At 52.5% G+C, this 19,667-nt stretch carries 16 protein-coding genes; 3 read left to right on the plus strand and 13 right to left on the minus strand.

Annotated elements, in window-relative coordinates:
* Positions 1–905 precede the first annotated feature (905 nt).
* The 7 genes from phoU to LBR61_13055 all read right to left on the minus strand — a co-directional run bounded on the left by phoU (position 906) and on the right by LBR61_13055 (position 8,006).
* Positions 906–1,661, minus strand: a complete 756-nt coding sequence (phoU, locus tag LBR61_13025; GenBank protein ID MDR1733003.1) for a phosphate signaling complex protein PhoU — start codon at positions 1,659–1,661, stop codon at positions 906–908.
* Positions 1,630–3,270 carry a Na/Pi symporter gene (locus LBR61_13030; protein MDR1733004.1) on the minus strand — a complete coding sequence of 547 codons (1,641 nt, stop codon included), beginning with the start codon at positions 3,268–3,270 and terminating at the stop codon, positions 1,630–1,632. Before LBR61_13030 ends, phoU begins: the two co-directional genes overlap by 32 nt.
* Positions 3,271–3,276: 6 nt before the next feature.
* The gene (locus LBR61_13035) at positions 3,277–4,776 is read right to left on the minus strand and encodes a tripartite tricarboxylate transporter permease (GenBank protein MDR1733005.1); all 1,500 of its coding nucleotides are present in this window, start codon (positions 4,774–4,776) and stop codon (positions 3,277–3,279) included.
* 12 nt (positions 4,777–4,788) lie between these two features.
* Positions 4,789–5,319 carry a tripartite tricarboxylate transporter TctB family protein gene (locus LBR61_13040; protein MDR1733006.1) on the minus strand — a complete coding sequence of 177 codons (531 nt, stop codon included), beginning with the start codon at positions 5,317–5,319 and terminating at the stop codon, positions 4,789–4,791.
* 153 nt (positions 5,320–5,472) lie between these two features.
* A complete protein-coding gene (locus LBR61_13045; GenBank protein MDR1733007.1) occupies positions 5,473–6,429 on the minus strand; it encodes a tripartite tricarboxylate transporter substrate binding protein in 957 nt (318 codons plus the stop codon).
* Positions 6,430–6,475: 46 nt separating this feature from the next.
* Positions 6,476–7,387, minus strand: a complete 912-nt coding sequence (locus LBR61_13050) for a Ppx/GppA family phosphatase (GenBank protein MDR1733008.1) — start codon at positions 7,385–7,387, stop codon at positions 6,476–6,478.
* Between the two features lie 31 nt (positions 7,388–7,418).
* Positions 7,419–8,006, minus strand: coding sequence for a hypothetical protein (locus tag LBR61_13055; GenBank protein ID MDR1733009.1), 588 nt, complete (start codon positions 8,004–8,006; stop codon positions 7,419–7,421).
* A 291-nt stretch (positions 8,007–8,297) separates the two neighbouring features.
* Between LBR61_13055 and LBR61_13060 the strand changes: the two genes are divergently transcribed.
* Positions 8,298–8,837, plus strand: coding sequence for a DUF2148 domain-containing protein (locus LBR61_13060; protein MDR1733010.1), 540 nt, complete (start codon positions 8,298–8,300; stop codon positions 8,835–8,837).
* A 70-nt stretch (positions 8,838–8,907) separates the two neighbouring features.
* Here the strand turns inward: LBR61_13060 and LBR61_13065 are convergent, their stop codons facing one another.
* The 5 genes from LBR61_13065 to LBR61_13085 all read right to left on the minus strand — a co-directional run bounded on the left by LBR61_13065 (position 8,908) and on the right by LBR61_13085 (position 14,834).
* Positions 8,908–10,089 (minus strand): CoA transferase, encoded by a 1,182-nt coding sequence (locus LBR61_13065; GenBank protein ID MDR1733011.1) that lies wholly within the window; start codon positions 10,087–10,089, stop codon positions 8,908–8,910.
* A gap of 16 nt (positions 10,090–10,105) precedes the next feature.
* The gene (locus LBR61_13070; GenBank protein MDR1733012.1) at positions 10,106–11,332 is read right to left on the minus strand and encodes an MFS transporter; all 1,227 of its coding nucleotides are present in this window, start codon (positions 11,330–11,332) and stop codon (positions 10,106–10,108) included.
* A 248-nt stretch (positions 11,333–11,580) separates the two neighbouring features.
* Positions 11,581–12,363, minus strand: a complete 783-nt coding sequence (locus LBR61_13075) for a PhzF family phenazine biosynthesis protein (protein MDR1733013.1) — start codon at positions 12,361–12,363, stop codon at positions 11,581–11,583.
* Between the two features lie 232 nt (positions 12,364–12,595).
* Positions 12,596–13,972 carry a PLP-dependent aminotransferase family protein gene (locus LBR61_13080; GenBank protein ID MDR1733014.1) on the minus strand — a complete coding sequence of 459 codons (1,377 nt, stop codon included), beginning with the start codon at positions 13,970–13,972 and terminating at the stop codon, positions 12,596–12,598.
* Positions 13,973–14,144: 172 nt separating this feature from the next.
* The gene (locus LBR61_13085; GenBank protein MDR1733015.1) at positions 14,145–14,834 is read right to left on the minus strand and encodes a GntR family transcriptional regulator; all 690 of its coding nucleotides are present in this window, start codon (positions 14,832–14,834) and stop codon (positions 14,145–14,147) included.
* A 213-nt stretch (positions 14,835–15,047) separates the two neighbouring features.
* Between LBR61_13085 and LBR61_13090 the strand changes: the two genes are divergently transcribed.
* Positions 15,048–16,235 carry a glycine C-acetyltransferase gene (locus tag LBR61_13090; protein ID MDR1733016.1) on the plus strand — a complete coding sequence of 396 codons (1,188 nt, stop codon included), beginning with the start codon at positions 15,048–15,050 and terminating at the stop codon, positions 16,233–16,235.
* A gap of 11 nt (positions 16,236–16,246) precedes the next feature.
* Entirely contained in the window at positions 16,247–17,188 is a 942-nt protein-coding gene (locus tag LBR61_13095) for an NAD-dependent epimerase/dehydratase family protein (GenBank protein ID MDR1733017.1), read from the plus strand.
* 91 nt (positions 17,189–17,279) lie between these two features.
* Here the strand turns inward: LBR61_13095 and LBR61_13100 are convergent, their stop codons facing one another.
* Positions 17,280–19,355 carry a methyl-accepting chemotaxis protein gene (locus LBR61_13100; protein ID MDR1733018.1) on the minus strand — a complete coding sequence of 692 codons (2,076 nt, stop codon included), beginning with the start codon at positions 19,353–19,355 and terminating at the stop codon, positions 17,280–17,282.
* Between the last annotated feature and the right edge of the window lie 312 nt (positions 19,356–19,667).

Below are 19,667 nucleotides of genomic sequence, written 5' to 3' on the forward strand. Positions count from 1 at the left end.
CAAAGGATTTACCGAGAGTAATCCGTGATTGGGTGGAATAATGGTTTCAATCCCTCAAAGGAAGACTTCAAAGGCTTTCTGAGGAAAAACAGAAGCTGATGATTGAAAGTTTCAATCCCTCAAAGGAAGACTTCAAAGCCGCTGCGACGTTGGTACTTCTGGAACTACGAAAAGCCCCCTTTTGCTTTTCTCATGAAATATATTTTCACATACCTTCTATTTTATTGTCAAGGTGCTGTTTTATCCCATATTCGCGACTGTTGTCGAAGTCCCGCGATATTGACAGGATAACACATCGACGACAAAATTTATATCATAGCCGTCGTATATCTCCTCGCTTCGAATTCTGTTATGTGTCGCTGACGGTCGCCTGTTGTGAGAACGGGTAATATTGCGTTTGGATAAACGCGCCGTACGAGCTTTTTCCACAATTTGTTCCAGGGCCTCATTTGTCACTTTAACGGCGTCTCCATTTTTAACAACCTTCAACTCGATAATCCTGACTCGATCCCTGACGCCGGTTCTTCTATCTGAATCTTCCCGGTTCGTATGCCGCTCGGCCTCCGTGCCGAACAATATAACGCCGTCATAATCGCCATACGGACTGATTTTCACGAATGATGCCAATTTGCTTTCATAAAGAGTGTTAATGAGGAAGCTAATGTTTGAATGTCATTGCTTTTAACTATTTTAACTTTATAAGCGGCGAACCGGTGAAGCATGAGCCGTGTGAACAGCTTCGCGCCTGTTCCCCAAGAGGGGAAAATCTGCGGTCCGCCTGGTTTCATTATCAGGCCTTTGACTTCAAACTGGTATGACAATATCAACTGTCTGTTGATGGAACGTTACACTGTTCAGAAAATACGTCGCGCCGGCAGGAGCTTTGCAGCCGGAATTAGCGGGACTCACTCTGAGACAGACGTTTTCGTCAGCTCCGCCAATAACGCTCGCTCCTTATCTTTTGTCAGAGTTTCGCCTTTATCCATGAAGTAGACCCGTTCCGCGATGTTCGTCACGTGGTCGCCGGTCCGCTCCAGGTGACGGGCGATCCACATTTGGCCCGTGATGGCGCGGACGATGTTTGTGTCTCCCGTACTGGACGAGGCCATCAAATCGATGAACTCATTGAATATGGTGGAATAGTTCCGGTCCAGCAGGTCGTCCCGGGCGCAAATTTCCGCGGACATGTTTCCATCCGAGGTTCTGAACGCCTCCATTGCGTCCTGGAGCATGCTTCCCGCAATTTTCCTCATGTCGCCGAGAACGGGGTTCACTTCGATTCGGGGATATTTTTTCAACTCCAGAGCCCAGCGAGCGATGTTGACCGCCTGATCTCCGATTCGCTCCAGGTCCGTTATCGTTTTGAGCACCGCGAAAATAAAGCGCAGCTCCTCTCTGACAGGCTGACGCATCGCAATCGATCTCAGGCACTCCTGGTCGATTTCCTCCTCCACGGTATCAATCTCGTCGTCGCCCGCCACGACCTTTTCCGCAAGCTCTTCATCCGCCGTAATGACGGCTTCCACCGCGTCTTTCAGGGCCACTCCCGCCAGTTGCCCCATTCTCATCACGTGTCTGACGATGCGTTCCTTGTCCGAAGCGTATAGAAAAGACTCCACTGACTTGCTTTTATCCAAAATGTTCCATTCCTTTCTCTCCATTTTTGCTTTCCGTCTGAATCCATTCGGCAAAAACGTCGCCCCGAACGACCTCCTGAGCGGCATGCAGGAAACGCCTCGCCACAGTCGCGAAATCCATCACAGCGGAATTGCCTCTGCGTCCCGTTTCGCCCTCCAGCAGCCGACCGCGCAGGTGCGAAGTGAATTTTTCAAATTCTTTCGATCTTTCAATGGCCTCCTGGGCGAGGTCCGCGTCTCCCAGCGCAAAAGCGTGAAAGGCGTCGCGCACCGTTTCCATAAACAGAGCCGTCATTTGGTTCCACTCCGATTTTCCGACCTCTTCGGCCAGAATGTCCAGCCGGTATTCACGGAAAAGTTCAGCGAGACGCCCTGTGGCAAGGCGCGAGGTTTCCCGGAGGGACAGCATGGCGTAGGAAATTGTTCGATATTCCCGCACGGTTGCCCGATCCTCCGCGATGGAGGGAGGCTGAATGGCGTACATGTACTGTTCACAGGCTTCCGTCAGATCCTGAATACCATCCGGCAGGAGATTTTTCAGATCGTTTCCGCCCTTTTCCGGATAGAACTGCATCTGAAGCAGGGCCTCGATGTAGTTGGTGAGGCGAATCATTTCTCTGGCCAGAAGATGAACCGCCAGAGAGGGAATTTCGAGCAGATCGTCGTCCAGATAGACGGGCTCCCTCAAACCGGCTCCGGATACGCGGGTGAGAAGAAAGGAACTTCCATGAACCAAAATCTGAGGCCAGGGATAGAAAATCGCCGCGTTTAAAAGAACCAGCAACACCTGGGACAGCACAATGTTGGTCGGCATGGAAAAACCCAGCCTGGCCAGAAAGGCGTTTGCCCAGGGAATGCAGGGAAGGAACGCAAGTACCCCCGCCAGCTTGTACAGAAACGTCGCGACGCCCAGTACCCGTGCGTTGCGACGCCCTCCCGCCGCAGCCAGAAGCATGGCGACCGTGCTGCCCAGATGCGACCCCAGAGAAACGGGAAAAACCGCGCTTTGAGGCAGAGCTCCCGTCATGGCGATGGTGACGGCAAGGGCCATGACCGAGGCGGAACTCTGCAAAATGGCGGTTCCAAACACGGCGGCGAAGAACATCGTCCAGGGACGGAGCGCGATGGCCAGGACGGCGTGGCGCAGGGAGGTGTCGTTCAACAGTGGCTCCGCGCCGAGTTTCAGCAAAAACATGCCAAGAAGAATCAACGAAAGCGCCTGAAGCACGTTGCCAATTTTTCTGACCCAACTGTTCCCAAAACGGGTCATCAGGAAACTCACCGTCAGGAACAGCGGCGAAAAGCTGACGATGTCGAGGCTGATGAGGAAGGTAACAAAAGTCCCTCCCACGCTGGCCCCCATCGTAACCACCACCGCGCCGGCCAGCGAGAGCATCCCCACGTCGGCGAAGCTGATCGCGATGGAAGAAGAAACGGTACTCCCCTGAGTGATGGCGGCCAGAAGGATTCCAAAGATCATCGCCTGGGGTTTACGCTGGGCAAAACGGCTCATCGCCTCCCGGGCGCGGGCGCCGAATGCGGAACGAAAAGCCTCCGTGGCCTGCGACGCTCCGTAAAGAAAGAGGCAGATTCCCCCCAGAAGGTTAATGATTGGATAGAAATACAGAAACATCTGACGTTACAGATCCTTTTTTCGTTTTTTTCTGTCCCTCATGTCCGCGATGAAGGGCCACGCGACAAGAGCGATGGAGATGACCAGCAGAACGGCGCTGATCGGGCGGGTGAAAAGAAGCGATACCCCTCCCATCATAAGCGTCATCTGCAGATACGTTTCGATCATGGTACCCAGCACCAGCCCCAGGACAATGGGAGAAACCGGGTAACGATAACGATTCAGAATCCAGCCCAGAAGGCCGAACCCAAAACACACCCCAACGTCAAAAAGCGAAGAGCGCACCGCGTAACTGCCGATCATGGAAAAAACGAAAATAAAAGGATAGAGAATTCTTTTGGGGATCAGAGAAACCTTGATCCACAGACGGCTTCCAAAGGCGCCGAGCCCCAGAAGGACCACGTTGGCGACCAGGAGACTGGAAAACAGCATGTAGACCAAAAGAGGAGAACGGGTGAACAGCTCCGGCCCCGGACGAAGTTCGTGAATCATCAGAGCCCCCACCAGCACGGCGGCTGAGGCGCTTCCCGGAATCCCCAGCGCCAGCAGAGGCACCAGCGCCCCTCCCACGGAGCTGCTGTTGGCCGCCTCCGCCGCAGCCACACCGTGGGGGTTGCCCTTACCGAAGGTCTCGGGCTCACTGCTGAGGCGTTTTTCCACGTCGTAGGCGATAAACGAGGCGATGGTTCCTCCCGCGCCGGGGAAAACTCCGATGACGGTGCCCAGCACTCCCGCCCGCAGCATCGTCCATTTCAGTTTCATGTAATCTTTCAGCGTGGGCCAGACGGACTTCAGGTCCGCGACCTCGATTTTTTCCATGTGAAAGTTGAAGGTTTCTATGTTGGAGAGAACCTCGCTGATCGCAAAAAGTCCGATGAGGGCCGGCACGAAGGAAAATCCGTCGTACAGCCTCACGAGGTCGAAGGTGAAACGGGACGAGCCCGTCATGTGGTCCATGCCGATGGTGTTGAGCAGAAGCCCCAGCAGCACCGCAAGGAAGGACTCCACCCACTTTCCGCCTCCCAGCGAGGCCACCGTCGTCAGTCCCATAATCGCCAGGGCGAAGTACTCCGCCGGCCAGAATTTCAGAGCCAGCTCGGCCAGAGGGATGGCGAAAAGAATCAGAATAAAAATTCCCACAAAACCGCCCACAACGGAGGCCACCAGGGAAACGCCAAGTCCAATTCCCGCTTTTCCGTCCCGGGCCAGGGGATAGCCGTCAAAGGCCGTCACCACCGCCGACGGAGTCCCAGGGGTATTGATCATCACCGCCGTTATGGAGCCGCCGTAGTTGGCCGCCAGGTAGATGGCGCAGAGCATGACGATGCCCAGCTCGGGCGACATGCCAAACGTAAAGGGCAGAAGGAGCGCCACCGCCATGGAAGGGGAAATTCCGGGCATGGCGCCGCCCAGGATGCCGACGACAACCCCCGCCAGAATGACAAGAAGCGGTTTCACGCCAAGAAGGGGCACCAGGCCTTCATAAAGGTGGGATAAAATGCTCATCGTTCACGCCCCCTACAGCCAGAATTTTCCGACCGGCAGACCCAGTCGCAGCAGTTTTTCGAAGGTGAGCCACGAGAAAAGAGACCAGCCCGCGGGAGATAAAAGGAGCGTTTTCCAGCGATACTCGCCCAAAATCAGCAACATCAGCACAATCAATCCTGAAGTGGCGATATAGAACCCCAGATATTCGATTCCCCAAATGCAGGCAACCACAAGAACAATCGTCAATATTACCTTGTCGATGCGGCCCGTTTCAGGATCGGGCGGCGTTTCGCCCTTCCACACGCGAGAGAGCTGATAGAAGGCGAAGAAAGCCAGCGCCGCTGCCCAGGTGATGGGCACGGTCGACGGGTTCGAGTCCATAAGCGGCGATATTTCGAGGTTCACCGCCATCCAGATGAAGAGCCCGGCAATCTCCAGCAGGACGACTGCGACCACGATCTGCCCTGAACGTTCCCTGCGTCCGAAACGAAACGCCGCCCCAACCACGAGGAATAACAGGACAACGCAACCCGCTAAAAAAAAGTACAGATCCTTCGTCAACTCAATCGCCTCCTGCAGGGCATTGCCTTGTGCAATACCTCATGATTTTTGAATAATATTTATATTGCGGGGAAGGATTTCTGTCCTCCATTCCCCGCCTGGGAGATTGAAATGAAAATGAACAGAAAAACAGAAATTCTTTGCCGCCGGTTTTTATTTAATGATTCCGTACTCCTTCAGATAAAGCAGAGAGTCTTCCACGTCCTTCTTAACCTGCTCCGTGAATTTTTCCCGGCCCCAGTCCACCACTTCGATGCCGTCGGCCTCCAGGTAAGAGCGCCACTCGGGGTCCGCCGCGACTTTCTTCAGAAGGTTTTCCCACCAGACCATAGCCTCTTCCGGGGTTCCCTTCTTCACGCAGAAGCCCCGCCACATGGTCTCGTCGTCCATGCCCGTCAGTCCCAGTTCTCCGAAGGTCGGAGCGTCGGGAAAAACCTTCAGCCGCTCTTTGGAGGAGACGGCGATGATGTTGAACCCCTCCCGACCGCCGATGTCCGCGGGGTTACCCACGTACACGACGCCCTGTCCGCCGAGAACGCCAAGCATGGCTTCAGGTCCGGATTTATAAGGGACGTATTTGCCTTTAATGCCTGCCACAGCCCATGTTTTCATTGCCATGATGTGGTCGTTGCCTCCAGCAGCGGGACCGGTCCATATCTGAGCGCCATTTTTCTCCCTGGCGTCCTTTACGACGTCAGCCCAAACGTGAACCGGGTTTTTGACGGAACCAATAAGGCATTCCGGATCCCGCATCAGCATGGCAATCCATTCAAAGCTCCATATGTACTGATCGATGTCCTTATTCGAGGTCAGAACTTTCAAAATTACGGAAGTCGTTGGAGCAAAAACGGTATAGCCGTCCGCCGGCTGTTCCAGAACCGCCTCAATACCGATAAGTCCGCCCGCCCCTTCCTTGTTTTCCACCACAAAGGTCGCGTCGGTGTACTTCTGGGCGACGGCGATAAATTTACGGCTGGTAACGTCCATCAGCCCTCCCGGTCCCACGTAGTTGACGATTTTGATCGGTTTGTCGGGGTACGCGGCAAAAGCCGCCGAGGCGGACATAACGATCGCGCACATCACCGCAAGCCACAAAGATTTTTTCATCATAATGATAAAATTCTCCTTTCTTTTTTCTTTACTTTATTTAAGAATTTTATTTCATTAATTCATACATCAGTCCGTGCCGCAGTCCCCGATCGCTCACCGTCAGCTTTTCGACCCCCAGCATTTTCATGATGACTCTGACGATGCAGGCTCCCGCCAGAATCACATCGGCGCGCTTCGGCTGAAGGCCCACGATTTTTTTTCGCTCTTCCAGGGTTTTTCCTTCATAGTCTCTGATCTGCGCGGCGATGTCTCCGGCGGTAAGAGACGAACCCTGCACCACGTCCGGGTCATAGACCGCCATTTTATGTTTCACGGAGGCGATGCTGGTGACCGTCCCTCCCATGCCCACGAGGAAATCTGTTTGCCCGTCGACGCCGCCCGCCGCAAGCTCTTTTTCGATGAGGGCTTCGGCCTCGCTCACGCTGCCGGCCGCTACGGGATCGGCATTGAAGAACTGTTCCGTGAGACGAACCGCACCCAGGCTGACGCTGAATTTTTTCAGCATCGTTTCGCCTCTGCCGTAGACGAACTCCGTGCTTCCTCCGCCGGTATCGAAGGTGACCAGGTTTTTACCTCCCACGTCGATTCCCGACATAACGGCGATATAGGAGAGTCGGGCCTCTTCGTCGCCGGGAATGACCCGGACTCCGACCTTTGCCAGTTCTTTCACCCGGTCGATGAAAGCGGCCGCGTTTTTCGCCGTGCGCAGCGCCATCGTCCCCACCGCCACAATTTCCGCTGCGCCCAGCGAACGCGCCGTATCCGCGAATTCAGCCACGGCGACGGCGTTGCGCTCCAGCGCGTCCGGCGCGATGGAACCCGTTTCCTTCAATCCTTCACCGAGACGGGCAATGTTGTTGGCGTCTTTCAGAACTTTGAGAGTTCCTCCATTTTTCTCCGCCACGTGAAATTTAATCGAACCCGTACCGATATCTATGACCGCTTTGATTTCTCCCATTATGCGTGTCTCCTTCGACTCAGGACCGCGGTCAGGCCATACCGACGGTCTTTTTCATGGCCTGGATATAGTTGATGTTGGGGTAATCCTTCAATCCCAGCTCGACCACCGTTTTATAGACGTTTTCGGGATCTTCGTGTTCCACACAGATCGTTTTCAGCGCCACGCCGTCGAAGATTGTTTCTGCAATTTCCACGATACAGTTATTGATGACGTAAATGTAACGTTTCTTTTTGACGTCCACCAGACGCAGGTTCTCGTTGGGGCGGATCAGTTCTTTGATAAACTGGTCGTACGTGTACTCCGTACGGCCATAGATGGGCTCCGGAACTTTGAAAATGGCGAAAAGTTTTTTCAGCGCCTCCAAACCGATGGGGAAACCTTCCTTCATAACGGGCAGCCACTGCTCCAGCTTATGGGCGTCCACCTTCTGGAGGGACTTTATGTCCATCAAATCGTCACGAATCTTGGTGTTTTCGTCGCTTTTGCGGGATAAAATGTAGTCTTCCCCGCTCTCCTTGAAATTGCCCTGCTCGTAAGCGCGTATTTTGTCCTCCGCCGGTCCGAACCCCGCCCCGAATGTGCGCCATTCCCAACGCGCCACTATAGGCTTACCCATAACACGCAACACCTCCGTTAAGGTTTGTGAAACACGTGAAACACAAATAAAAAAAGCCCCCTTCGCTGTAAGAGGGCTTTGATTGACTTCACACACAGAAAACCCCCTGCTTTCGGTTTTTCGCAAAACTGCCGCCAAAATCCGAATCCGAGATATTCTGCTTTGTATGTAGCGTCTATATAAACCAGATTATTTCTCATTGCTTAATTTATCATATTCTCCGACATTGTCAAGAAAATTGTCGTATCTGTGATAATGTATTCTCATAAGTTATCCAAGGGGGGATATACGATGATTGACTCGAAAAAAGCGGAGGAACAGGCGGTTTTGAATTTGGCTTATTCCGTATGCGCGGCGGTGCGAACCGCGCCCAAGGCCTGCGGAACGGACCATTTGGAAACGGGAATATTGACGGGTGAAGAGAAGAAAAAACTGGCGGATGAAATGAGGCGCCTCGGAAAAAGCTTCGGAGAAGAGGGGAAATTTTTTATCCGCGACGCGGGGAACGTGGACGCGAGCACAGCTGTCGTAATTGTCGGCGCCAAATACGAGGTCAGAGGACTGGAAGAATTATGCACACTCTGCGGTTTTTCGGGCTGTAAAGCCTGCTCGGAAGCCGGAGCGACGTGTATTTATACGCCTCTTGACCTGGGGATCGCGCTGGGGTCGGCCGTCGCGCTCGTTGCGGACAATCGGGTGGACAGCAGAATCATGTTTACCATCGGGAAAGCCGCCGCTTCTCTGGGGTTGCTTGGCGAATATAAAATGATTATGGGCGTTCCTCTGTCTGTTTCAGGAAAATCTCCGTTCTTCGACAGGGCTCCGCACTGAGGAATACTTTCTGACCGGTATCAAGGGCGGGTCGCAAAGCCCGCCCTTCAGGGCCGCTTATAGTAATCGGTCATATAATCCCCTCGCTGCGCAACTGGTCATATTCCTCCCGCGACAGTTTGAGTTCTTCAAGATAAAGTTTTTCATTATAAGATCCCATTTTCGGGCCAGCCCAATGGACATGCCCTGGCGTCTCAGAAAGTATGGGCGTTACATTCTGCATCGAAAGTTTGCCGAATTGCTCAGTCTCCAGGCTGATAATATCATTTCTGGCGGCAAAATGCGGGTCTTTGAACATATCTTCAACAGTGAAAACTTTACTGCAGGGAATGTCATTGCCTAATATATCCAGACACTCCTGGATCGTATGCTCCCTAACCCAGGCTTCCGCAATCTGTTCCATTTCGTCATGATGTACAGCACGGGCGTTCATCGTGTTGAATCGCTCATCTTTAAGTAATTCAGGCATATCAATCAGATTTGCAAACTTTTGAAACAGTTTGTCTCCTCCTACGGCCATGACCAGATACTGTTCATCTTTAGTAAGGTAATGACCAGAAGGCACCGTCGCTATATGACGATTACCATTTCTCGTCTTTACAATGCCCGCGTAAGAATATTCCACTAAACCAGATTCCATGAGACGCAAGATACTTTCATACAGAGTGGAATCGATTTGCTGACCTCGCCCTGTTTCCACCACATCTCTGTTATAAATTGCAATAAGAGCTCCCATCGCGCCAAAAATGCCCGCCGTAAAATCTGCCAAAGCTATGCCGGTTCTGGTCGGTGGACCATCTCTATAACCCGTCACATGAGTCAAACCGCCCAGCGCCATGCCTATTCGATCAAAAGCAGGCTTATCTCTGTAAGGGCCATCCTGTCCATAACCTGAAATATTGACCAGGATCAAACGTGGATTAATTTCCTGTAACCGATCCCAGGGGAAACCCAATTTTGTCAGTGTTCCAGGACGCATATTTTGTATCAGAATGTCGGCATCTCGCAGTAAATCTGTGAATAATTCCTTACCTCGTTCGCTTTTTATATCCAAAGTTACACATTTTTTATTGCGGTCTTCCACGGTAAACCACAGATTGGGAAACAGTCCCATCCCGCGCAACATGTCTCCGCTTCCAGGCGCCTCGATTTTCAATACATCTGCTCCAAAATCCGCCAAAAGGCAACTGCAAAAGGGCCCCGCAACCGCATGTCCCAATTCAATCACTTTCAAACCCTGCAATGCTTCCATGAAAAACCCTCCTGATTTATCGGTCGCTTTCGGTTTCTTTTATCGCCAGGCTGACGGCGGAAGCCGCGATGCCGAACACGATGGCAGCGGTCCATACCGCCGTGTAGCTTTTTGTCGCCTCAAAACATATCCCGGCAAACCACGCTCCGAAAAAACCGCCGATCTGGTGGACAAAGAAGACCAAACCATACAGCGTGGCGATGCTGCCCGCGCCAAAGACCCTGTTGATGATCCCCGACACGGGAGGGACGGTTGCCGCGCCTGAGAACCCGAACAACGCCGTGAAAAGCGTCACGGTCGGCAAAGTTTTGGGAACCACCAGAAAAAGCAGAATGGTTATGGGCCGTAAGCCATAATAAAACCCAAGAACGTTTTTCATTTTGAATTTTCCGCACAGACTTCCGCTTAAAACCGAGCCAACTATCGTCGCGACGCCGTAAACCGAAAAGGCGTAAGCTACGGCTTCGGGGGAAAATCCGAAGGAACGGATTTGTGTGGGGAGGTGATTGGTGATGAGCGCCATGTGAAAGCCGCAGGTAAAAAAACCGAGCATGAGATAGATGTAAGTTTTGCTTTTCAAAGCCCTTTGGAACATCGCTTTGATGTTTACCCGGTCTTCCGCTAAATGCGAGGAAGACGAGGGAGAAAGATTTTCCCCGGACCGAACCTGCTTTTTGTCCTTTTTGCCCATCCAAAGCGATACGGGCAGCATCAGAGACAGGGGAACGGCCAGAACGAGCATTCCGTGCATGAGGCCGCCGGTCCTTATCAGCGAATTGATGACAGGGGACAGGGCTGTGTTGCCGACGCCGCTGCTCGCGTTCACGATCCCCGAAACGGCAGAAACCGACCGGGGCGGAATTTTGGGCGTGAGCGTCCCCATGATGATTCCATAAGAAAGCGCTCCGGTGCCGGCGGGCAGTATGAAGCCCAAACACAGAATGAGCGGAGCGATCGATTTGCATAACGGTGTAAGGACCATTCCGACGAGCATGAGCGCGATGCCCGAGACGAGAACAGACACGTTTCCTTTCTTCGCGGCCATAATCCCGAACAGAGGCTGCACCAGGCCGAATATCAACTGTCCCACGGCCAGCACAAAACTGACGGAGGCGAAGGAGGTTCCGGAGCTGTCGATAATGGAATGGAGCATGATCCCGTAATTATTTCTGATGCCGGCGCTCATGGCGTAAATCAATACGCCCGCGAAAGTCAGAAGAACAACTCTAAAAATGACGTTCAATTTATTCCCGTCTTTCATCATAAGAGGTCCTTTCAGCGTCATATTGTGAAGTGCCGATTAAAGCCAATAATACCAATTTGAAATAAAAGGCCTAAAGTTAGAATAGCTAAAAGCAGTGATATTCAAACATTAGCTTCTTCATTAACGCTCGGTTGAAAGCAAATTGGTATAAAACTAAGCGGTCGAATGCACCGCAGCTGCGCTGAATTTTCGTCAGATCTGCGCAGGCAGATTCAGCGCAGTTGGCTCTAATCAGCGTTTACGTAAATTTCAGCTTCGGAGAAAAGCGCAGCTTTCCCGCTCAATAGAATGCGTTCCCCCAAGTATTGACAGTAAAGGACACCGCCCCGGGCGGAAGCCTGATACGCTGTCCATTCATTAGAGCCGGTTTTCCCCGCCCACAGCGGCACCACATGACAATGCCCTCTTCCGCAGACAGGGTCTTCCGCCACGTTACATTTCGGGGCAAAGGATCGGGTCACGCAATCATATTGTTCGCCCAAGGCGGTGATATGCAGGCACAGTCCCTCCATCCTGCGGATGAGTTCCTGATTTGCCGTGACCCCCCGGACTTGAGCCTCATTCTCCAGCACACAGACCAGGTCCGCGCCCATGTACGCCTCAACGGGCATGACGCCCAGAGCCGCGGCCATGTCTTCTGTGACAGGAATGGGCGTGAGTTGGAAAGACGGAAAATCCATCGTCAACATATCGCCGTTTTTCTCCACCGTCAGCCGCCCGCTCAGAGTGTCGAAAGCCACTGTCGTCAACTCCGGCCGCACGAAGCGGAAAATGACATAGGCGGTGGCCAGGGTGGCGTGGCCGCAGAGTTCCACTTCGCCGCCCGGCGTGAACCAGCGCAGATGACAGACATTCCCCTCTTTAACGGCAAAAGCTGTTTCAGAGAGGTTGTTTTCTGCTGTAATTTTCATCATCAGTTCATCCGAGAGCCAGGCATCCAGAATGCAGACAGCGGCAGGGTTGCCGCCAAATACCCTGTCCGTAAATGCGTCAACTACATATTGTTTCATTTTTGCGCTCCTTCTCTATATTTATTTTTAAGCTTCTTTATATTCTTTTAATTCTAACTTCCCTAATATTAATATAGAAAAATACGCCACACAATATATTTATTGTACGGCGTACAATGTTTTAACGATGCTCAGGCAGTGCCTGGAAATAAAATTTACAACTTCCTGCTTTTAATGTTACTGCACCTATTTTTAAGTGAATGAATTGTACACCTCAGTTTCAGGCGCTCCATCAGGACTCGATCAGCTCCGCTAATATTTTTATCCCCTTTTCAAGCTGTTCCAAGTCTTTGGGAGCACAGATGGAAAGCCGAACGGCATGAGCAGGGGGTGTTTTGCCTATGGCAAACCTTTCTGCCGCATAAACCTGGACACCCTTTGAAAGCGCAATATCTTCAAATCCCTTACCTGTATGTCTTTCAGGCAACAGCAGCCATCGAAAAATATCTGTTTCTTTTCCTCGGCATATTTCTCCTGAGAGCCATTGATCGACGACCAGGCTTCGCAATGCCGTATTATCTTTATGGTTTTCAATTATAGTTTCAAATTGCCCGGAAGCTATAATACGAGCTGACAATTCCGCCATCAAGGGAACAACCGATACATTCAAATTATAAAGTGCGTCCGAAACGGCACTTTTATAAAGCGGCGGCACTGACAGATATGCTATTCTAAGTCCGGGGGCTATTACTTTTGATAAGGTAGCGATGTAAATGCCCTTATTTTTAATATAGTCAGATATGGCGGTCATGCCGGTTTCCATAAGCTGATAGGTTCCATCTTCAATCAAAATACAATCATGCTGTGTCGCAACCTTTGCAATTTCCATCCTTTGCGCTTCCGGCATTGTAATCGTAGTGGGGTTATGGCAAGCCGGAATAACGTATATGCCATTCATTCTTTCCCGGTTGCATATCGTTTCCAGGGCGCTCACATCCATGCCTTCATCACCCTGAGGAACAGGAATTAGCTGTATTCCCAACATTGCGGCTGCGGTTTTGATCCCTGGATAGGTATGTTCGTCCACAGCAATTTTGTCACCGCGTTTGAATACAGCGGCGAGAACGGCGGACAGCGCATTTTGCCCGCCACTGGCAAACAGGACTTGTTCGCGGTCAATATTGTGACCACAACAGCTTAACAATCTAACTGCCGCATCTTTTTGCCATCCCATTGTCCGATCTGTTTGATAGCTGAACAGATCGACAGCCTGGGCGTTATTGGTAATCTCCTTCAGCATTTGCATTAAAACCGCATTGCCCGACGACTCTGGAACGGTGGCGCCCATATCGATGTTACCATCAATATTTTCCGATACAAGTCGCCTATTTGTAAGCGCACCGTAAGACACGAATGTTCCATTTCCAACCGTAGCAGATAATAACCCCTTTAACTCGCACAACTTAAAGGCTTTTGATACTGTGCTTACATTCAGATCAAGGAAATCGGCAAGCTCCCTTTGTGGAGGCAGTTTTGTACCGGGTTTAATTACCCCGTCTGTAATATCCTGTTCTAATTGACGGGCTAAACTTTGATATAAAGATCTGTTGCTTCTATCCAGTTTCGGTTTCCATGTCAAAGGGTAATCTTCAAAAGAATTGACTGGCACAATTATCACCTCGCCGAGCATCCATTAATTGAAATGTTCATTGAACATTCATACGTATATGATTGATACCAATTTGCTTTCAACCGAGCGTTAATGAAGAAGCTAATGTTTGAATATCACTGCTTTTAGCTATTCTAACTTTAGGCCTTTTATTTCAAATTGGTATGAAACATCAATCTCTTACACGCATGTGGGTTTGCAGGTCCCGGGAGGTGTTTTTCAGATGAAACTCCAGCGCGGCGGTGGCGGCTTCCAGGTCTCCCGCCCGGACGGCCTCCAGGATTTTCCGGTGCTGCTGCTGAGATTCTTCCCGCATGGACTCCAGGTGCAGACGAACATAGCGGTCGATCTGCTGACGCAGGCGGGCGATCATGTCCAGGGTCAGAGGACGGTCCGCCGGTTCGTGAAGAGTATTGTGAAATTCGATATTCAGCTCTCGCCAGACCATGCAGTCCGGTTCGGTTTCCATTCTGTCCAGCAGAGCCTCTGCCGCTGCCACGACCTCGTCTGAAATCGAAGGCAGCGCAATTCGCAAAACACTGACTTCCAGAGCGGTCAGCATTTCGTAAATCTCACGGGCTTCCTCAAGGGTCAGCTTCGTCACCGTCGCTCCCCTTCTGCCGTGAAAATCCACGAGTCCCTCCATTTCCAGGAGGCGTAACGCTTCCCGCAGGGGAATAGGGCTGACGTTAAGGCGTTCTGCCAGCTGACTCTGATGAAGAGCTTCCCCTTCCAGCAAAATCCCGCGGTAAATGGCCTCGCGCAGAACATTGGCAATATAATAGGAAGCAGAGTTATTCTGCATCTGCGCGGGAATCAGCTCCTGCAACGGATCTTTGCCAGGTGTACATTCGTTTGTCATGTCGTTTCACACCCTTCGTCTGTAACGGTTCTCGGGCAACGTCCAATCTGGATTATACCCCGTCAGAGGCTCGAACTCCGAATATATTTTATATTCCTTTGTGTTCACCTTGTTCTTTCCCGTTTTCTGTGACACACTGAGGAAAATTGCCTGAACCGGGGGAGGCCGGTTGCGCTCCCCCTGAGTTTGACGACGAGTATGGAGGGATGACAGATGGCAGTTTCAACGACGTTCATGAGAGAAACACTGGACCAGATGAAAAGAGACGGGCTTTATGGCAACATTCGAGTGCTGGAAAGTCCCCAGGGCGCCTGGGTGAAAATTGAGGGCAAAGATTATCTGAACCTCTGCTCCAACAATTATCTGGGTTTGGCCAATCATCCGAAATTATGCGCCAGAGTCAGAGAAGCGATCGAAAAATATGGAGTTGGACCGGGAGCGGTGCGAACCATCGCGGGAACCATGAATCTCCATCTGGAGCTGGAAAGAAAGCTGGCCAGCTTCAAGGGGGCCGAGGCGGCCATCGTGGTTCAGTCGGGGTTCTGCGCCAACCTCACCGTAGTTCCCACGCTGATGGGAGAAGGAGACCTGATCTTCAGCGATTCACTGAATCACGCGTCCATCATCGACGCCTGCCGGCTCTCCAAAGCAAAAACCCTGCGGTATGAGCACTCCGACATGGCCGATCTGACCCAAAAACTCGAAGAAAACGCCTCTCATTCCGGGAAAAAACTGGTCATTACCGACGGAGTATTTTCCATGGACGGCGACGTGGCCCGACTGCCGGAGATCGTGAAAATCAGCGAAAAATTCGGCGCAATGGTGGCCGTGGATGACGCTCACGGAGAAGGCGTGCTGGGTCGGGGCGGACGTGGGATCGTGGATCACTTCGGTCTGCACGGCAAAGTCGACGTCGAAATCGGCACGATGTCCAAGGCTTTCGGAGTCATGGGCGGAATGGTCGCGGGCAGCGCGACGCTGGTGGAATTTCTGCGGCAGAAAGCCCGCCCGAACCTTTTCAGCAGCGCTCTCACCGTACCGGACGTGGCAGCCAACCTGGCGGCGGTGGAGATCATGGAAGAAAACGACGATCTGGTCCGCAAACTCTGGGACAACGGCAACTATTTAAAGGCTCAGCTGAAGAGCCGGGGGTTCGACGTGGGCCAGAGCGAGACGCCCATAACGCCCGTCATCATCGGAGAAGCCCAGACGGCAAAAGATTTCAGCGTTAAACTTTTCGAGAGAGGAATTTTCGCTACCGCCATCGTGTTCCCCACCGTTCCCAAAGGAACCGCCCGCATCCGCGTCATGGTCAGCGCCGTCCATTCCCGGGAGGACCTGGACCGGGGCGTCGAGATCTTTACGTCCATCGGCAAAGATATGGGAATTTTGACGAAATAAGGCGAAATAAAATGAAAAAAATACTGATCTCCGGAGCCAACGGTCAAATTGGCATTGAGCTGACGCGGCATCTCAGAAAAATCTACGGCGAGAGCAATGTTACCGCAACGGACATAAAACGGGTTTCGGGCTCCTTTTCCGAAGAGGGCCCCTTTGCGATTCTGGACGCCCGGGACGGCGCGGCGGCGGCGGCTCTGCTGGAACAAACGAAGGCCGATACCGTCATCCATCTGGCGGGCGTCCTTTCCGCCACAGGAGAAATGCGTCCCCAGCTGGCCTGGGACACGAATATGAACGGGCTTTACACCATGCTGGAAGCGGCCCGGGCGCGAAACTGCTCGTTTTTCTTTCCCAGTTCCATAGCGGCCTTCGGTCCGGGAACCCCGGCCAGGAACACGCCTCAGGACACCTTACAGCGCCCCGAAACCATTTACGGCGTCGCAAAAGTGGCAGGAGAGCTGCTTTGCGACTATTATCACAAAAAATATGGAATGGATACGCGAGGCCTGCGTTTTCCGGGGCTTATCTCTTACGAGGCGCTTCCCGGAGGCGGAACCACAGATTACGCCGTCCACATCTATTACGATGCCCTCGCAAAAAAGGAATACAGGAGCTACATCGCCCGGGGCAGTTTTATGGATATGATGTACATGCCTGACGCGCTGGAGGCCGTGGTGCAGCTGATGGAGGCCAATCCACAAAAGCTGAAGCACCGCAACGCCTTCAACATTTCCGCCATGAGCTTTGATCCGGAGGGCATTGCCGGATCTATTCGGAAAGTTATCCCGGATTTCACCCTCTCCTACGACGTAGATCCCCAAAGGCAGGCCATAGCGGATTCCTGGCCCGATTCTTTGGACTGTTCCACCGCTCGTGAAGAATGGGGCTTCTCTCCTAAATTCGACCTGGATGCCATGACCCGGGATATGCTCACAAAGCTTTCCAAACGATAAAATAACGGCCGGGCGCACCAGGCTCGGCCCTTGCACCTTGCAGAATTTTCTCAGGCAGCGCCCGAAGGCTTCCGGAAGATACGGGGGAGTATTATTTTGCCCGACGAAGAACGGCAATTTCAGCTTTATCGCCGAACTCTTCCATTTCATCGGTAATGAAACGCTCCATCATCTCCTCAAGACGCTCAGAAATGGCGGCCACGTTTTCGGCTTCCTCCGCTACCTTCCGGATCGCTTCCTGCGTGTACCCCGCGGACTGTGAAATAGCGGAGATTTCATTGCTGACGTTGCCTATACTGTTTTGCGCCTGTCTGGAGGATTCCGCGATTTCGTTGCTGGAGGCCGCCTGCTCCTCTGCCGCCGCCGCAATGGTCTGCACGGCCTCGTTGACCTTGTCGATCTCTGTCAGGGCATTTTTCAGACTTGCCTGGGTTTCTTTGGCCCTTGTCATGATGGCTGCGATAATCTCCGCGGACTCCTGAGTGGAGGTGACGGCGTTCCGGGTTCCCAGCTCCAGTTTTTCTATCATTTCCGCCACGTGGTGGGAGGCGATATTGGATTCTTCCGCCAGTTTGCGCACTTCGTCCGCCACCACGGCAAATCCCCGTCCGGTTTCTCCCGCCCGGGCCGCTTCGATGGCGGCGTTCAAAGCCAGCAGGTTGGTCTGGCTCGCAATGTTCCGAATCGTGATGACGAACTCCGCGATGGCGGTTACGGAACTGCCAACCTCCATCATTCCCTGACGGTTTTCGGCGGAAGCGACGCCAACTCCCTGCAGTTCTTCGACGAAAGCATTCATCATCGCGGCAACGGAGGCGCTGAGTTCCGAGGTTGCGTTTGAGGCCTCAGCCCCCCGCGTCGCCGAAACAGCCGTCATCGTCGCGGCCTGGGTCACTTCCTGAACGGAGAGGACTGTATTTTCAACGGAACTCAGAGCGTCCCTGGCCAAACGCTCAACATTCACAGCGGATTTGCCCACATCCTCGACTTCGGTTGTGGCCTCCAGCCTCAGGCTATCCAGAGAATTCGAGGAGGATGCCAGTTGTTTCACCTCGTCCCGGACGGAACCCACGATGTCGATAAAGGCATCGCGCATGTGCCGCATCGCCGTCACCATGGAGCCCAGTTCCGTTTGGGGGTTGAGTTTCGCGACGATTTTCACGGCTTCAGGGTCCGGCGTCAAATTCAGAGAGGCCATGCGTTCGGCGGTTACCTGAACGGCTCTCATGGGTTTTGTTATGCTGAGGATTGTACAAAACATACAGACAATCAAAAAAACCATGGCGGTCACGCCGATCACGATCTGCACCGTCGTCGCATTTCGAACGATAACGGACAGCTGCTCTTTGGGAAACATCAGCGCCGAGACGTACCCGGCCTCGCCCGTGGTATAATAAAGCCTTCGAGAGCTCCCCTGCCATTCGTAATCCCCGAAGCCGCTGCCGCCGGCGATCATCTGTCGTCCCAACTCCGCCAGGTCTTCATGGATATTACTGCTGGTTTTGGCCAGATTTTCCTCCGCGATGAAAGACGATGTGGGGTGCTCCAGAACCAGGCCGTCCGAAGCCAGAAGAATACCGTATCCTGCTCCAAATACTTTGGCGTTCCGGATTTTCATGCCAATTTTCTCCAGGGATACGTCAATGCCGATGACGCCCAAAAGTTTGTTATTTGCTCCATATATGGGAGTTCCCGTGGACAGGATGATTTTTCCCGTATTGGCGTCGAGATACGGCGGAGTGACCACCGTTTTCCCTGCCGCCACGGCATTCCTGTACCAGGGGCGGGTTCGGGAATCGTAGGCCGCGGGTGCGTCCCAGCCCGTGGTGGAACCATCCTTTTCAATGCCGGCGTACAGGTCGAACACATCCTGCTTTATATTCTGATTCAGGGCATCGGTCAGAGCCGTCTCCAGGTGCTTTCTGTCGATGCTTCCGTCTTCGGCAAACAACTGCCGGACCACCGGAGCGATATTGTCGCCGATGCTCTTTATGAAGGTAAAATAGGTGTCCACAGCATCGCTCAGGTGCTGAACGGTCTGCATCGCCTCCGTATCGACAAGGCCCGAGGCGATACGCGATGTTCTGAAGTACATGATTCCAATGAGCGACAGCACCAGCACCACGACAATACCCGACAGCAAAAGCAGTTTCGTTTTGATTTTCATTATCGGTTTTCCCCATTTATCATTTTTATCACGATTTATATTTTTGCCACAATCATCACGATCATATTGATAACTGTTGCGCGCGCGACCTTTCTCTGACGGAGTTCTGTGAAACCCCTGCAACTCCCTCACTCTTTTTATAACCTGTGCCTTCTTTTTTGTCCTCGGTGTCATCACGCAGGCGAAAATCCGATTTTTTCCGAAAAAGATCAGCGTCATGCAAAAAGCGCGGCTTCCTCTGTCAATCGGAAGCCGCGCTCGCTCTGTTCTGCACTGCCGCTGGAATCAGCCCATCAAAAAATTTTGTTCAAT

The organism is Synergistaceae bacterium (assembly GCA_031272035.1).
Taxonomy (GTDB): Bacteria; Synergistota; Synergistia; order Synergistales; family Aminobacteriaceae; genus JAISSA01.

Bases quoted from the DNA above. Each gene is read 5' to 3' on its own strand.
- LBR61_13095 (MDR1733017.1), top strand. From the start codon at position 16,247: ATGAAAAAAATACTGATCTCCGGAGCCAACGGTCAAATTGGCATTGAG.
- LBR61_13055 (MDR1733009.1), bottom strand. From the start codon at position 8,006: ATGGGTAAGCCTATAGTGGCGCGTTGGGAATGGCGCACATTCGGGGCG.
- LBR61_13045 (MDR1733007.1), bottom strand. From the start codon at position 6,429: ATGATGAAAAAATCTTTGTGGCTTGCGGTGATGTGCGCGATCGTTATG.
- LBR61_13100 (MDR1733018.1), bottom strand. From the start codon at position 19,355: ATGAAAATCAAAACGAAACTGCTTTTGCTGTCGGGTATTGTCGTGGTG.
- LBR61_13075 (MDR1733013.1), bottom strand. From the start codon at position 12,363: ATGAAACAATATGTAGTTGACGCATTTACGGACAGGGTATTTGGCGGC.
- LBR61_13085 (MDR1733015.1), bottom strand. From the start codon at position 14,834: ATGACAAACGAATGTACACCTGGCAAAGATCCGTTGCAGGAGCTGATT.
- phoU (MDR1733003.1), bottom strand. From the start codon at position 1,661: ATGGAGAGAAAGGAATGGAACATTTTGGATAAAAGCAAGTCAGTGGAG.
- LBR61_13065 (MDR1733011.1), bottom strand. From the start codon at position 10,089: ATGGAAGCATTGCAGGGTTTGAAAGTGATTGAATTGGGACATGCGGTT.
- LBR61_13090 (MDR1733016.1), top strand. From the start codon at position 15,048: ATGGCAGTTTCAACGACGTTCATGAGAGAAACACTGGACCAGATGAAA.
- LBR61_13050 (MDR1733008.1), bottom strand. From the start codon at position 7,387: ATGGGAGAAATCAAAGCGGTCATAGATATCGGTACGGGTTCGATTAAA.
- LBR61_13060 (MDR1733010.1), top strand. From the start codon at position 8,298: ATGATTGACTCGAAAAAAGCGGAGGAACAGGCGGTTTTGAATTTGGCT.
- LBR61_13030 (MDR1733004.1), bottom strand. From the start codon at position 3,270: ATGTTTCTGTATTTCTATCCAATCATTAACCTTCTGGGGGGAATCTGC.
- LBR61_13035 (MDR1733005.1), bottom strand. From the start codon at position 4,776: ATGAGCATTTTATCCCACCTTTATGAAGGCCTGGTGCCCCTTCTTGGC.